The sequence below is a fragment of the Haloarcula halophila genome (assembly GCF_029278565.1).
In the GTDB taxonomy this organism is placed as follows: Archaea; Halobacteriota; Halobacteria; order Halobacteriales; family Haloarculaceae; genus Haloarcula; species Haloarcula halophila.
On sequence record NZ_CP119559.1, the window covers coordinates 2,811,819 to 2,826,026 of the forward strand.

The window sequence follows — 14,208 nt, forward strand, 5'->3', positions numbered from 1 at the left end:
GAGCATGTGTCAACCGCCGGCCCCGATCAGTCGTCCAGCGAGGGGCCGTCCGTCGAGTGGTCCAGGACGAACTGGCCGGCCGCACCCGTCCGCTGTGAGACGGTGGTCACGCGGCCGACGTAGGCCGCAAGCAGCGCGAACGGGGCGTAACCGACCGTGTGAACCGACAGGACCAGTAGATGGGTATTGGGCAAGTCGTCGAGATGCAACAGGAAGAAGGCGAGCAACACGATGACCGGGATGGCGACGTAGAGGAGGTGTTTCGACAGCGCGGCGAACTCACGGGCGAAATACAGCGTTTTGAAGTATTCCCTGGCGGTCGCGAAGTACTCAAGGAGGTCCAGCAGCGTCTCGATGGTCTCGCGGGCCGACTCGGGGATGTCGTCCCCGTAGTCGGTCCGGATCTGCCGGAGGTCGTGGCTCATCCGGCCGTAGTCGTACTCCATCGTCGCCCGGACGATACCGAAGGGGGTGTTAGCCGCCGAGAGCCGGTCACTCACCTCGCGGGTCTGTTCGGTGACACCTTCGAGAAACCGAGTCACGTCGGCCTGGAGATCGGCGTCGGCGTCGGCCAGGTCGTCCTGCAGAGCCTGGACCTGTGTCAGCACCGTCTGGGTCAGCACCGAGAGAAACCGGGCCGGCTCGGTCGGACTGATCGCCTTGTCGGTCGTCGACTCCAGTTCGCGCCGGAACGCGCCGACTTCCTGGATGCGGTCGAGTTGCTGGCCCAGCGGTTGTTGCTCGTTGGAGACGAACAGGGAGTTGATCGAGACGACGATCGAGACCAGCAGGAAGACGCCGCTGAGCTGGGTCGAAAGCAGGGACGAGAGCGTATGTGTGCCGGTGAGGCCATCGCCGGTCGCGCCGGCGACGGTGTGGCCGATCGGCCCCAGGACGAGGCCGATACCGACCAGTAGCGTGGCCGTGACGACCAGCCGGCGCCCGTCCAGCAGGAGCCACCGACGCGTCCGACCGACGAGACCTTCTCGGGCTGGCATCTATCGCCACGAAGGGATGGTGTACCGAAAGGCTGTGGGTCTCGGCAGCGCCTCACAGCGAGAGGAGTCGGCTGATCGTGGCGATCGTTGCCAGCGACAACGCCGAGATGACGGCGTCGTTGACGCCCGCACCGATCAGTAAAAAGAGGGTCACACCGGCGATGAACCCGGCGGTCAGTGATACCATCCCGTGACGGGTCGTTCGCGAGACACGCTGCTGGCGGGCCGTCGACATATATACCTATTTATCATTATATACTATAAGGATACCGGGCGAGTTCTACTCTCACACCGGTCGCCAGCCGAACCGTTCGCCCACGCGTCGGAGGGCGTACTCGGCCCCGCCGGGGAGCAACGCGATCCCCAGGAAGAAGAACCACCCGCCGGCGTACAGCGCGTGAGGATCGCCGGGACCGGCGTACTGCTGTGAGTGGACGCTGTTGACGAACAGGAGTGTGGCGACGAACGTGGGCCAGACGACGTCGTCGGCCAGGAGGTAGTACACCGGGATACCGACCATGGCGACGCCGCCGACGAACGCCCAGATGGCTCCCAGCGGGGTCCCCGACATCCCCCAGCCCCAGGCGTACGCGACAGAGGCGAGCGCGTGGGCGACGCCGGCCACGGCTACCACGGGCCACTGGTTCGCCACCACCGCCCCCGTCCAGGCCGGCGAATCCGGCAGCCACTCGTGGGACTGGCGGACGACAGCCTCCCAGAGCCCGAGCAGTCCGGCCCCGACGGTCCAGACGTACCACGGTCCCGCGTACTTCGCGAGGTGGAGGCCGTTCTCGACGACGGTGATGCCGGTCGGGGCATCGAGGCCGGGTTCGAGTTCGGCGACGTCACGGAACACCGGGTCCGGCGGCGTCAGTTCGGCCTGAAAGGCGAGGGCGGCCAGCACGGCGACGAGCACCAACGGCGTGACCAGTCGGTACCGGAGCGCGAGCCAGACCGGCACGGCGCCGAGGACGACCAGCCCGCCGTAGCGCCACAGCCTCATGTGTAGCGGGTACGCTGCCGGACCGACGTCGTAGCCGTACCGGAGTTGGACACCGATAACTGCGACAGCGTGGACGAGGCCGACGACCAGTGCGACGACGAGGGGGAGGAACGGGCGGCGCACAGCGGCGTTCGTTCCGGCTGAGAGATATGTCTTCGGGTGGGTGCGAGATCACGGCCCCGGTGTGAGATGTGCTCGGAGGAACGAAGCCGCCAGGTCGGCGACCGCGTCGTGCTCTCCGGCGAACTGGTGGCCGGTCGTGACAGACTCGACTGTCCCGCCGCGGTCGCGTGCTCGCTCGACGACCGGCTCCCAGGCGACCGTCTCGTCGCGCTCGCCGTAGACGACTTGGAGCGGACACCCGATGTTGCCGACGGCCTCGACCGTCTCACGGTCGGCGGTCAGTCCGGCCGGCGGTGCGAGGACGGAACAGGCCCGTGGACCGACCGGGTCGTCGCCCCGGCACTCGGCAGCCGCCCACAGCGCCACTGCCGCGCCGAAACTGTAGCCGAACAAGCCGACCGCGTCGTAGCTGTCGACGGCCCACGCGAGGGCGTTCTCGGCGTCGACGCGCTCGCCGTGGCCCTCGTCCCAGGGGCCGTAGTCGATCCGGAGACAGGCCACGGCCGGCCCGAGCGCGTCACCGACTCCGCGGAGCCGCGGGTCCGACCGCGAGCCGCCGTGCTGGGGGTGGGGCGGACAGGCGACGACCACCGCGTCGGCGTCGGGTGCGTCCAGAGAGCCCACGACGTGCCGGCCGCCGGGGACGTGGACCACGTCGCTCATACCGGACGGTCGATCGCTGCCGGCCTGAACCTGTCGACCGGGCCGGTTCGTCTCGAAAACTCTCTCCGGGTGAAACACCATGTAAGAAATTTAAGTCAGGAGCCACGAATCAGACCATATGGGAATCCTCTCGCGCGCGTCGTACGTCATCCGGTCGAAGCTCAACGCCGTCCTGAACCGGGCAGAAGACCCTACCGAGACCCTCGATTACAGCTACGAACAGCTGCGCAACGAACTACAGGACGTCAAGCAGGGTATCGCCGATCTGACCACCCAGAAGAAACGCTTAGAGATCCAGAAACGACGGCTCGAAGAGAACGTCGAGAAACACAACGAACAGGCCCGACAGGCCGTCAAACAGGACCGCGAGGACCTGGCCCGCCAGGCCCTGGAGAAGAAAAAACAGAAGATGACACAGATCGAGGAACTGGAGTCCCAGATCAGTCAGCTCCAGTCCCAGCAGGACCAGCTCGTCGAGCAGAAAAACGAGCTCCAGAAGCAGATCGAGCAGTTCCGGACGAAAAAGGAGACGATGAAAGCCCGCCACGAGGCGGCCAAAGCGTCAAAGCGGGTCAACGAGGCGATGACCGGCGCCGGCGACGAGATGGAGGACGTCAACCGCGCGATCGAACGCGCCGAGGAGCGCACCGAGGACATGGAGGCCCGCGCACAGGCGATGGACGAACTCCGGGACGACGGTGTCCTCGAAGACCAACTCTCGGACAAGAGTTCGCTCGAACGGGAACTCGACGATGTCCAACAGCAGGGTGCGGTCGACGCCGAACTGGACACGCTGAAAGCCGAGATGGGCAAGGCCGACGAGTCCGACACGGAGACCGACACCGAGAGCGATCTCGAACAGGAACTAGCGGGCGACGGTGACGTCGACGTCGAGACACCGGAGGTCTCCGACGGCGAGGTCGACGCGGAACTCGAAGAGCTGAAAGACGACGAGAAGACGAACTGAGCGGCCGGACAGGAGAGATCTCTGTCCCGCGTTCGTTTCCGACCGCCAGTGTCGACGCCCGGCAGGACGGCGAGGTCAGGCGAAAGGGTGGTTGTTCTGTCCCGGTTCACAGTGGCCAGAGCGCGGCGACCGAGAGCGTCGTCACGACACAGAGCAGCAACTGGAGCGGGAGGCCGACCCGGGTGTAATCCGTGAACCGGTACCCGCCGGGGCCGTACACCATCAGGTTCGTCTGGTACCCGACCGGTGTCAGGAACGCGGTAGCGACGGCGAAGGTGACGATCAGCAGGAACGGGAGCGCGTTGACCCCGATGTCCTGAGCGGTCGCGACGGCGACGGGGATCATCAGGACCACTGTCGCGACGGGCGTGATGACGCTGGACAGCACCGCGGTCAGGAGGTAGAACAGGGCCAGCAACGCCAGCGGTGGGAGTACCCCACCCGCGGTCGAGAGGAGGCCACCGAGGAAGGCGGCGCCGCCGGTCTCCTGCATCGCCAGTCCGAGCGGGAGCAGTCCCGCGAGCAGGAAGACGACGTTCCAGCTAACCGCGTCGTAGGCCTTCGAAGCGCTCAGTATCCCCGTGGCGACCATCGTGACGACCCCGCCCAGCGCGGCGATGTAGATCGGCAGCAGATCGAGTGCCGCCACGACGATCACCGCCAGGAGGAGGCCCAAGGGAAGCAGCGCTTCCGGTGCCAGCTGGGGCGACTCGTCGTCGTGGATACCGTCGAACAGCTCGGGTGGCCCCTCGGTCAACACGAGGTACCCTTCCTCCTGGAGGTGAGCGACCCCCTCGGGTGGCGTCTGGAGCAGGAGTGTGTCACCGGCCGCAAACTCTATATCGCCCAGTCCGTCGCGGAATATCTCGTCGCCCCGACGGATCGCCAGAACCGTCACGTCGAACCGGGTACGCAACTGGACATCAGCCAGGGTCCGTCCCCGGAGGCGGGACTCCTGATCGACGACGGCCTCGGCGAGGACGCCAGCGTGGCCGCTCTCGGCCAGGAGCGCCTCGGTGACGGACTCGCGGGCGAGCTGTCGGAGGCCGAGCGTCTCGGCGAACCGGTTGACGGCCTGGCGGTTCCCACGGACGGTCAGCACGTCGTCGGGTTCCAGCGTTCGATCGGTCGCCGTCGCGAAGAACGACTCCCCGTTACGATCGATTTGGAGGACGTCGATGTCGAGTGCGGTCCCGACGGCGGCGATCTCCTCGATCCCGGCGTCGGGATCGATGGGTTGGCCACGCGTCTCCGTGGCCGCCGCCGCAACCGGATCGGTGACCGACTGTTCGAGGGCTTCGGTGACCGTCAGCCCGACCAGCGGCGACGTCTCGCGGATCTGGAGTTGTGCCAGGTGCCGATCCATGTCGAACTCCTCGGTGAAGTCCGCCGCGGGGTGGAGCCGTGCGGGGACCAGCCTGCGACCGACGGTCAACAGGTAGCCGACGCCGACGACCAGCACGACGATGCCGACGGGAGTCAGCGTGAACATCGAGAACGGTTCGCCGAGCAGTTCCGCTGAGAGATCACTCGCCAGCAGGTTCGTCGACGTCCCGATCAGTGTGAGAGTCCCGCCGAGCATCGCTGCGAAGGACAGCGGCATCAGCAGCGTCGACGGCGAGATCCCGTACCGATCCGAGAGGCCGGTCACGAGTGGGATGAAGACCGCGACGATGGGCGTGTTGTTCACGAACCCGGCGCTGACGGACGTCGTCCCGACGATCGCGGCCAGCAGCCGTCCCTCGTCGCCTCCGGTAATGTCCGCGAGTTTCGCCCCGAGCCAGTCGACGACCCCGGCCTGCTCGACGCCGGCACTGAGGATGTACATCGCGAGGATGGTGATGACCGCGGGGCTCGCGAACCCGAGGATCGCTTCCCGGGGAGGGACGTGGGTGTAGGGCTCCAGAGCGACCAGTGCGACCAGGACGCCGATGGCGGTGATATCCGGCGGGAGCCACTCGGTGACGAACAGCACCAGGGCGACGGCGACGAGCGCAAAGACGACCAACGTATCCATCGAGAGCGGCGGCATACCGCCCGTGACACGCGACGGGTAGAAAAGGTTAGTCCTAGTCCCAGGTGACGTCGACCGACCGGTCCGTCTCACGGAGGATGAACGGGCCGATCGAGAGCGTTCGCTTGGTGACGGTGACGATCCGGAGGATGTACGCCAGCAGGATCGTAAACGGCAGGAGCGCGACCGTCGTGGTCACCGCGACGAGCAGTAGGGAGTCGGCGATCCCGAGCGTCGTTCCAGTGATATCCTGCGGGTCCAGAAAGAGCAACGCGGAGATCGCGACCCCCAGGGCCGGGACGGCGACGTACAGCAGCGTCCGGGAGAGCGTCGACAGCTCCCACTGGAAGTATAGCGTCTTGAAGTGCTCTCGTGCCGGACCGAACAGTTCCAGCGTCTCGACCAGTTCGGCGAGTTCGTCGTCGACCGTCCCGGGGAGCGCTCCGGCGTAGGTCTCCCGGATGCGCCGACCGGCGTAGAGCTTCCAGGAGTAGTTGTAGTTCAGTGCCGCCCTGACGACGTCGAACTCGCCGAAGGCGGCCCCATCTAGCTGGCTGGCGACCGATTCGGCGTTTCCGATCACCGAATCGAGATACGTCGACAACAACTCGTCGAGTTCCGGGTCGAGGGACTCCGCCTCGGCCGCGTCCTCGATCGCGTGGGCCTGTTCGGCCGTCGCACGGACGAGCGACCGGAGGAACGCGGATGGTTCGGCGGGACTCGCCGCCGCGCCGACGGCGTCGGCCACGTCCGCCCGGAACTCCATCGCGCCCTCCATGCGCTCGCGCTGATCGCCGACCGCCCCCAGTTCCTGTGAGAGGACGAGTTGGCTCAGCGTCAACACGAGAGTGACACCCGTGATCGTCGCCGTGACGAGGGCCTGATACAGCGTCTCGATCGGGTCACCTCTGGTCAGTAGCGTCCGTGCCGGTGTCGGGTGGAGGGTCCCGATGGCGACGATTCCGACCAGGACGAGGGCCGAGAACAGCCCGCTGACGAGCCAGCGGTCGGCGTCGAGGACGAACCACAACACGCTCGACCGCTCGTCCCCTCGCTCGCGGAACCGGCCGTCGGGCTGGTCGTCTGCCATGCGAACGCCGTCGTGGGCCGGCGGGAAAAGTCGGGGGGTCTACCGCCCGGCGAAGAAGGTCACGTCGGTGCGCTTCTGGTCGACCTCGGTCGTCAGGTGGTCACGGAACTCCGCGAGGTCGATGTCCTTCTCCTCGTTTTCCTTGCGGTCCCGGACCGAGATCGTCCCGGCGTCTTCCTCGTTGTCGCCGATGATGAACATGTACGGGACCCGGTCGTCGTGGCCCTGCTGGATCTTCCGACCGACCGTCCAGGAGCGGTCCTCGATCTCGACGCGGAAGCCGTCGAGCTCTTCGGCGAGGTCCTCACAGTAGGGGATGTTGTCGTCGGACACCGGGAGGATACGGACCTGCTCGGGGGCGAGCCACGGCGGGAACTTCCCGTTGTAGTGTTCGGTCAACACCATGAAGAACCGCTCGTAGGAGCCATACAGCGCGCGGTGGATCATCACCGGGCGGTGCTCCTCGTTGTCCTCGCCGGTGTAGGAGAGGTCGAACCGCTCGGGCATGTTGAAATCCAGTTGGACCGTCGGGCCGTCCCAGTGTCGGCCCAGCGCGTCCTCGAAGGCGAAGTCGATCTTCGGGCCGTAGAAGGCCCCGTCGCCGTCCTCGACGACGTAGTCGATCTCCTGCTCGTCCAGCACCGACGCCAGTTGGCTCTCGGCTTTCTCCCAGATCTCGTCGCCGCCGACGGACTTCTCGGGCCGGGTGGCGAACTGGACGGTGTAATCGAGGTTGAACGTATCCAGCGTGTCGAGGATGATGTCGACGGTCGCCAGTACCTCCTCCTCGATCTGGTCGGGCCGGACGAACAGGTGGCCGTCGTCGATCGTAAAGGCCCAGGTCCGGGAGAGCCCCGAGAGTTCGCCGCGTTGCTCTTTCCGGTAGACCTTCCCGTCCTCGAAGTACCGGACCGGGAGGTCTCGGTACGACCAGGAGTTCTGCTCGAAGATCGTCGCGTGGCCCGGGCAGTTCATCGGTTTGAGGCCGTACTCCTCGTCGTTGACGTCGAGCAGGAACATGTCGTCGACGTAGTTCTCGTAGTGGCCCGACTTCTTCCAGAGTTCGGTCCGGAAGACGTGTGGGGTCTCGATCTCGTCGTAGCCGGCGTCACGGTTGAGTTTGGCGACGTAGTCGGAGAGTTCGTTGAGGATCTTCTTGCCGTTTGGCTCGTACAGCGGGAGCCCCGGTCCCGTCGTCTCGGCGATCGAGAACAGGTCCATCTCCTGGCCGATCTTGCGGTGGTCCCGCTCCTGGGCCTTGCGTCGCCGTTCGAGGAACTCGTCGAGTTCGTCCTCGGTCGGGAAGGCGGTGCCGTACACCCGGGTGAGCGTCTCGTTGTCCTCTTCGCCACGCCAGTACGCCGCCGACATTTCGAGCAGCGCGAAGCCGCCGATCTCGCCGGTCGACTCGACGTGGGGTCCCTGACAGAGGTCGTAGAAGTCGGCCTGTTCGTAGAAGGAGACGGGGTCCTCGCCGGCGGCTTCGGTCTCCAGGATGTCCTGTTTGAACGGGTTGTCTTCGTAGCGTTCGAAGGCCTCCTCGCGGTCGACTAGCTCGCGCTCGATCTCGTAGTCGGCCTCGATGATCTCCTGGGCCTCTTCGCTGATCGCTTCGAGGTCGTCCTCGTCGATGTCGACGCCGGTGACGTCGTAGTAGAAGCCGTCGTCGGTCCACGGTCCGATGGTCAGTGTCGCCTCGGGGTAGCACCGCTGGAGCGCCTGCGCGAAGACGTGGGCGGCCGAGTGACGCAGGACGTCGAGGTACTCGTCGCTGCTCGGTGTGACGATCTCCAGTTCCACGTCGCTCTCGATGGGGTCGTGTTTGTCCACGAGTTCGCCGTCGACGACGCCGGCGACGGTGTCGTCTCCGAGCCCGGGCCCGATTTCGTAGGCGACATCCTCGACCGTGCTGCCGGCGGCCATCTCTAGCGTGGAGCCGTCCGGCAGCGTAACCGTGACCGTACTCATATCCGTGATTAGGATAGTCCCCGGGGATAAGTGTATTGAGACGGCCGCGTCACTCCGAGACGACGGGGTCGTGGTTCTATCAGTTTCTGGTCCCGTTCTACCGACATCCCTACTGTATTGTGAACGGCCCTATCGTCCAGTCGAGCGGCTGACCGAAAGCGGGACCGTCGCCGACGACTGGGAGTCGGCACGGACAACTATGTACCGCCGGCGTCCATGCGCAACTGTATGTACGACGACATCCTCGTCGCCACCGACGGGAGTTCCGGGACGATGGAGACGGTCGAGCACGCGGTCTCGATCGCACGCGACAACGACGCCGTAGTACACGGCTTCTACGTCGTCGACAAACGCCAGTACCGGGCGGCCGACACAGACGCGAAGGAGACGGTCCGCCAGTCCCTCGAAGAGGAGGGGCAGGTCGCCCTCGACGACGTCACCGTCCGGGCCGAAGAGGCGGGCCTGGAGGTGTCGGCGTCGATGGAGGAGGGGATCCCGGACAAGGCTATCGTCGAGTACGCCGAGCGGGAGGGGATCGACCTGATCGTGATGGGGACCCACGGGCGGACCGGTCGCCACCGCGTCTCGACGCTGGGCAGCGTCACCGAGCGGGTCACCGAGAGCGCACCCGTTCCGGTGCTCGTGGTTCACATCGAGTGAGCCGGGTTGCCGACATCCAGTTCTCGGCCATGCCCTGGGGACCGTCCGGGACTTAGATCCGATAGTCGGACGGTACACATTTCCGCCGGCACGCCAATAGGTGCGTATCAACTATGCCGGTCCCTACAGGTACAGAGACGCTCGACGAGATCCTCGACGGCGGACTCCCCGAGAACCGGACCGTCCTGGTCACCGGCGGTCCGGGCACGGGGAAGTCCACGCTCGCGATGCAGTTCCTCCAGGAGGGGCTAAACCGGGGCGAAGACTGTCTCTACATCAGCACGGAGCAGACCTTCGACGAACTGGTCGATACGTTCGACGCGTACCCGTTCGAACTCGACCACGAGAACCTCACGATCACCTCACTACACGCGACACCCGGCCAGACCGTCGACGGCGAGGGTGAGCGGGAACTGATCCTCCAGACCCTCGAAGGCGGGAAGATGCTCGGGGGTGACTACTCCGCGCCCTTCGAGAGCACGTACATCACCCAGTACCTCGAACGGTTCGCGCCCGCGGATCGGGTGGTGCTCGACTCCGTCTCGGGGCTGTCAGCCATCGGCGAGGACCCGGACGTGTTCCGGCGGACGCTGCTGGATTTCATCCGCCTGCTCAACGACGAGTTCGGCGCGACCGCGGTCTTTACGGCCGAGGAGTCCCAGCCCAGCGCTTCCCAGGAAGACGTAAAGACCGTCGCCGCGAGCGACGCGGTCCAGTTCAACACCCACGGCGTCGTCCGTCTCTGGCGTGAGAACGTCAGCGGCGACTACCACCGGTTCCTGGAGGTCGTCAAGATGCGCGGCGTCGACCACGACACGCGCGTCCACGAGGTATCGTTCACCGAAACCGGGCTGCGGGTTTCGCCCCGCCTGCGGACCCATCCCGGCGAGTTCGTCCCGTCGGATCACATGTCGACCGGTATCCCCGGCCTGGACCAGCTCATGGGCGGCGGCATCGTCCGCGGCGGGACCCTCCTGCTGGAACACGACGGCCAGGCCAGCCCCCACTCGATCCTGACGAACCTCCTGGTCCGGGCACGCGAGGACGACATGGCGATCACGATCGTCCCGCCGGTAGAGTTACCCCCGAAACGACTGCAGACCATCATCGACGAGCGGATCGGCGACATGGAGGAGCTGCTGGCCGACGACCAGCTCTTTCTCGTCGACTTCGCGAACATCTGGGAGAACACCAAACGAAACGTGTTCAAGCCACAGGAACACGACACCGACAACCCCGCCGCGGTGTTGCGGACGATCGACGACCGGCGGGGAGAACAGCCGATGTTCACGGCGCTCAACGTCGAGGCACAGATCCCCGTCCTGACCGACGACGAACTCCGACAGATGCGCTTCTGGGAGGAGGAGAACCTGTATCGACCGAACGATACGACGATGTACCTCTACAATCCGGCGTCGCTGGACGACGAACTCGGGGCCTTCTACCGGAACGGCGCCTGGCAGAACCTCCGGACCTGGGTCAACGAGAAGGGGCTCCAGTATATCGAACTCAAGAAGTCCCCAAGCGGGTACATGGGATCGACCCGACTCGTCGAGTACGTCACCGACGAACCGTACATGCGCGTCCAGCGGCCGCCGGGAGCCGGCGCGAGCCGTGTCCCGGACGAGGAGGGCAACTCGTAGATGACCGGCCCCCGACCCGGAACGAACGTCCTGGTGCTCGCCCCGTCACTCGGCGAGGCGAAACGTGCGGCCTGCCTGAACCTCCTCGCACCGGGCGACCTCGACACGCTGGACGTCCTCCGTATCACGTACTCGTCATCGCCCCGGGAACTGGTCGACGAGTGGCTGGCCGACCACGAGGAGCTGCCGGGACGGATGGGGATTATCGACGTCGGCGACCGGGCCGGCGTGGGTAGCGCCGGCGACACCGACCTCCCGGAGGGCGTCTTCGTCACCGACGCCAATCCGAACGACATCACCGGTCTCGGGATGCGGTTGAACAACTACCTCAACGACGTCCCCGAGGAGAGCCAGTTGGTGGTCTGTTTCGACTCGCTGACGGAACTGCTCCAGTTCGCCGACGTCCAGTCGGCGTTCAAGTTCCTGCATATGTTCACCGGACAACTCAGACAGGTCGACGCTGTCGGTCACTTCCACCTCGATCCGGGTGCCCACGACGACCAGGTCATCAGCCGGCTCAAGCCCGTCTTCGACGACGCGATCGACCAGACGTAACCGACCGGTAACTTTTCGGAGGGTCGTACCGCCCTACGTGTATGGACAGTCGCGAGTACGAGTTCGAGGGGGCGAAACCGGACATCCATGGATACGCACACGTCAGCCGCGAGGCGACACTCGTGGGCGATGTCACGATCGGCCCGAACGCGAACGTCTGGCCCGGGGCGGTTCTGCGCGGTGACGTCGGCCCTGTCGAGGTCGGCCGCCAGACGGCGATCGGTGACGGGGCGATCCTTCACGCCTCGACCGCTGGAGAGAAAGTGATGGTCGGACACGGGGCGGCTCTGAACGACGCACACGTCGCCGACGGCGCACTCGTCGGATTCAACTCGACCGTTAGCGACGCCGACATCGGGGAGCGATCGATCGTCGCCATGGGGACGGTGGTTCCGCCGGGCTACGAGGTCCCCTCCGAGTCGTTCGTCCGGGGGAGTCCGGCACAGGTGACACCGCTGTCCGAGACGACGATCGACCCCGACGAAGTGTTCGAGGCGTACTCATCGGGTGACTACGCGAATCTCGCAGCTCGCCACGAGGACCTCTTCGAGTGACGACGGCCAGAACATGACAGACGATACTACCGACGACATCGTTGAACTCGTCCGACGGTCGCTGTCGGACGCCACCCACGAGACCTTCGAACAGCGGGTCGCGGAGCAAGCGGCGACGCTCAAGCAGGCCATCCGGGCCGGAACCTTCGACAACGAGGAGTTCTCCGTCGGCCTGGAGGTCGAACTGTACGCGATCAACAGCGTCCCCGAAGAACCCGAACCCGACTCAGCGGACGACGAGGGAGACGAGGGGGACGAATCCGGGGAGCCAGCCGGCGATCCAGACGCCGACCTCGGCGGCGGTGGCGGGGGCGGTGCCTGGGACAGTTCGCTGGAGCCCAGCAGTTCCGGGGGTGGTAGCGGTGCGTCGCTGGAACCCGAGGACGACGCCGGCGATTCGCTTCTCGGTGATCCGCCCGACGAGGACGACACCGACCCGGGTACCGACACCGCCAACGCTGGCGACGACGGGTTCGGTCCCGGCGAGGGGCCGTCCCTGGACGTCGATCCCGACAGCCCGCTTGCTCCCGACGAGCCCGAGGACACCGCGGTCGACGACGGGGAGCCCGCCGTCGAGGAGACCGACGAGGACGACGAACCGTACATGGACCCCGAGGAGTGGGAGGGACGGCTGACGCGGCTCCCCGACGTGGTCTTCGAGGGCGAAGCCAACAAGGAACTGGGGCTGCACAACGCCGAGGTCAACACCGAGCCCAACAGCTTCGACCAGAGCGGGATGGAGGTCCAGACGACCGCCGTCGAGATGCAGACCAAGCAGGCCCGCCAGCAGGCGTCGAACCAGCACTGCGAGTTGATCCTCGACGCCATGTGGACGGTTCCCCCCGAAGAGGGCAGCGAGCCGTACCTCTCGGCGCACGAGCGACACGACGACGTGGTGATCGCGGACAACATGCGACCAGCCCCTCGCTACGTCGCACTCGACAACGAGGCCCTGAACCACGCCGGCGGCGAGATCGAGTTCGACGTGCCCGGCTACTCGGGGGCGTTCCCGACGATCCTCTTCGAGTCGCTGGCGACCTCGATCCAACCGCACCTCCAGATCCCCGACAGCGACACCTTCCCGGACTACTACAACGCGGCGATCCGGACGCTGGGGCCGCTGCTGGCGCTGTCGACGAACTCCCCGTTCCTGCCGGCGGACTGCTACGACGGGGTCGATCCCGAACGGCTCTGCCGGGAGACCCACCACGAACTGCGCATCGCCGCCTTCGAGCAGTCGGTCAACACCAGCGAGAACCCCAAGGTCAGGGTGCCACGCGACCTCGACGCCACGACCGACGTGGTCGACCGTGTCGTCGAAGACGACTGTTTCGCCCCGTTCCTCCGGGAGTGGCTCGACGAGACCGACCGCGAGTCGCTGGCCGACGACATCTGGGAGTTCGACCACAAGCGCGGCACCTACTGGCGCTGGCTCCGCTGTGTGATCGGCGGCGACGAGGTGGCCGGCGCGAGCACCGAGGAGTCGCTGCGTATCGAGTACCGGCCGCTGCCGACCCAGCCACACGCGAACGACATGATCGGCCTCCAGGCCCTGACCGTCGGGCTCATCCGCGGGCTCGTCGTCGAGGGCCACCCCCTCGAAGAGTTGCCCTGGCAGGAGGCCCGCCGGAGCTTCTACGACGCCGCGAGAAACGGCCTGGACGCCGATCTGGCATGGGTCACCGTCCACGGCGAACGGACGACCGATCCCGAGGTCGTCTACGACGAGGTGTTCCGCTACGCCCGCCGCGGGCTCGAAGCACAGGAGATCCCCGAGGCCCGCATCGACGAGTACCTCGGTCCCATCGAGCGTCGCTGGGCGGCCGGCGAGACGCCCAGTTCCTGGAAGATCGATCGGGTCCGCGAGTACGCCGCCGACGGGCACTCGCTGGACGACGCGATCTGTGAGATGCAACGGGACTACTTCGAGCACAGCCGCCAGCACCACGCCTTCGAGGAGTGGCTCTGAC

General features: G+C 66.1%; 13 protein-coding genes. 6 read left to right on the forward strand and 7 right to left on the reverse strand.

The genetic code is table 11. From position 1 onward, the window contains the following. Positions 1-26: 26 nt before the first annotated feature. Genes P0204_RS14750 through P0204_RS14765 form a run of 4 tightly spaced genes read right to left on the reverse strand, consistent with a single transcriptional unit; the run spans position 27 to position 2,787 of the window. Complete coding sequence (locus P0204_RS14750) at positions 27-998, reverse strand: DUF7972 family membrane protein (protein WP_276180571.1); 972 nt, start codon at positions 996-998, stop codon at positions 27-29. A gap of 52 nt (positions 999-1,050) precedes the next feature. After that, positions 1,051-1,233, reverse strand: a complete 183-nt coding sequence (locus P0204_RS14755) for a hypothetical protein (RefSeq protein ID WP_276180573.1) — start codon at positions 1,231-1,233, stop codon at positions 1,051-1,053. A gap of 51 nt (positions 1,234-1,284) precedes the next feature. Next, entirely contained in the window at positions 1,285-2,124 is an 840-nt protein-coding gene (locus P0204_RS14760; RefSeq protein ID WP_276180575.1) for a hypothetical protein, read from the reverse strand. 48 nt (positions 2,125-2,172) lie between these two features. After that, positions 2,173-2,787, reverse strand: a complete 615-nt coding sequence (locus tag P0204_RS14765; RefSeq protein ID WP_276180578.1) for an alpha/beta hydrolase — start codon at positions 2,785-2,787, stop codon at positions 2,173-2,175. A gap of 118 nt (positions 2,788-2,905) precedes the next feature. On the opposite strand from P0204_RS14765, the gene P0204_RS14770 reads away from it, so the two are divergent. Further along, positions 2,906-3,754, forward strand: coding sequence for a PspA/IM30 family protein (locus tag P0204_RS14770; protein ID WP_276180581.1), 849 nt, complete (start codon positions 2,906-2,908; stop codon positions 3,752-3,754). Between the two features lie 106 nt (positions 3,755-3,860). Here P0204_RS14770 and P0204_RS14775 read toward each other — a convergent pair whose 3' ends face one another. From P0204_RS14775 to thrS, 3 genes are read right to left on the reverse strand one after another with little or no spacing between them, the layout of a single operon-like run. After that, on the reverse strand, positions 3,861-5,786 hold the full coding sequence (locus P0204_RS14775) for an SLC13 family permease (RefSeq protein WP_276180583.1): 1,926 nt from the start codon (positions 5,784-5,786) through the stop codon (positions 3,861-3,863). Between the two features lie 37 nt (positions 5,787-5,823). Beyond that, positions 5,824-6,858, reverse strand: coding sequence for a DUF7972 family membrane protein (locus P0204_RS14780; protein WP_276180586.1), 1,035 nt, complete (start codon positions 6,856-6,858; stop codon positions 5,824-5,826). 39 nt (positions 6,859-6,897) lie between these two features. Next, positions 6,898-8,826: a threonine--tRNA ligase gene (gene thrS, locus P0204_RS14785; RefSeq protein WP_276180588.1), complete on the reverse strand. Its 1,929-nt coding sequence runs from the start codon at positions 8,824-8,826 to the stop codon at positions 6,898-6,900. A 228-nt stretch (positions 8,827-9,054) separates the two neighbouring features. On the opposite strand from thrS, the gene P0204_RS14790 reads away from it, so the two are divergent. The 5 genes from P0204_RS14790 to P0204_RS14810 all read left to right on the forward strand — a co-directional run bounded on the left by P0204_RS14790 (position 9,055) and on the right by P0204_RS14810 (position 14,207). Beyond that, entirely contained in the window at positions 9,055-9,486 is a 432-nt protein-coding gene (locus P0204_RS14790; protein ID WP_276180590.1) for a universal stress protein, read from the forward strand. A gap of 113 nt (positions 9,487-9,599) precedes the next feature. Continuing rightward, positions 9,600-11,129 carry an RAD55 family ATPase gene (locus tag P0204_RS14795; protein ID WP_276180592.1) on the forward strand — a complete coding sequence of 510 codons (1,530 nt, stop codon included), beginning with the start codon at positions 9,600-9,602 and terminating at the stop codon, positions 11,127-11,129. Then, a complete protein-coding gene (locus P0204_RS14800) occupies positions 11,130-11,684 on the forward strand; it encodes a DUF7504 family protein (protein WP_276180594.1) in 555 nt (184 codons plus the stop codon). Positions 11,685-11,725: 41 nt separating this feature from the next. Continuing rightward, positions 11,726-12,238 (forward strand): gamma carbonic anhydrase family protein, encoded by a 513-nt coding sequence (locus P0204_RS14805; RefSeq protein ID WP_276180596.1) that lies wholly within the window; start codon positions 11,726-11,728, stop codon positions 12,236-12,238. 13 nt (positions 12,239-12,251) lie between these two features. After that, positions 12,252-14,207, forward strand: a complete 1,956-nt coding sequence (locus P0204_RS14810; protein WP_276180598.1) for a glutamate-cysteine ligase family protein — start codon at positions 12,252-12,254, stop codon at positions 14,205-14,207. The last annotated feature ends 1 nt before the right edge of the window (position 14,208 follow it).

Excerpts from the sequence above, each read along its gene's own strand:
- P0204_RS14805 (WP_276180596.1), top strand. The coding sequence starts at position 11,726 with ATGGACAGTCGCGAGTACGAGTTCGAGGGGGCGAAACCGGACATCCAT.
- P0204_RS14775 (WP_276180583.1), bottom strand. The coding sequence starts at position 5,786 with ATGCCGCCGCTCTCGATGGATACGTTGGTCGTCTTTGCGCTCGTCGCC.
- P0204_RS14810 (WP_276180598.1), top strand. The coding sequence starts at position 12,252 with ATGACAGACGATACTACCGACGACATCGTTGAACTCGTCCGACGGTCG.
- P0204_RS14755 (WP_276180573.1), bottom strand. The coding sequence starts at position 1,233 with ATGTCGACGGCCCGCCAGCAGCGTGTCTCGCGAACGACCCGTCACGGG.
- P0204_RS14795 (WP_276180592.1), top strand. The coding sequence starts at position 9,600 with ATGCCGGTCCCTACAGGTACAGAGACGCTCGACGAGATCCTCGACGGC.
- P0204_RS14765 (WP_276180578.1), bottom strand. The coding sequence starts at position 2,787 with ATGAGCGACGTGGTCCACGTCCCCGGCGGCCGGCACGTCGTGGGCTCT.
- P0204_RS14800 (WP_276180594.1), top strand. The coding sequence starts at position 11,130 with ATGACCGGCCCCCGACCCGGAACGAACGTCCTGGTGCTCGCCCCGTCA.
- thrS (WP_276180588.1), bottom strand. The coding sequence starts at position 8,826 with ATGAGTACGGTCACGGTTACGCTGCCGGACGGCTCCACGCTAGAGATG.
- P0204_RS14750 (WP_276180571.1), bottom strand. The coding sequence starts at position 998 with ATGCCAGCCCGAGAAGGTCTCGTCGGTCGGACGCGTCGGTGGCTCCTG.
- P0204_RS14780 (WP_276180586.1), bottom strand. The coding sequence starts at position 6,858 with ATGGCAGACGACCAGCCCGACGGCCGGTTCCGCGAGCGAGGGGACGAG.
- P0204_RS14790 (WP_276180590.1), top strand. The coding sequence starts at position 9,055 with ATGTACGACGACATCCTCGTCGCCACCGACGGGAGTTCCGGGACGATG.
- P0204_RS14770 (WP_276180581.1), top strand. The coding sequence starts at position 2,906 with ATGGGAATCCTCTCGCGCGCGTCGTACGTCATCCGGTCGAAGCTCAAC.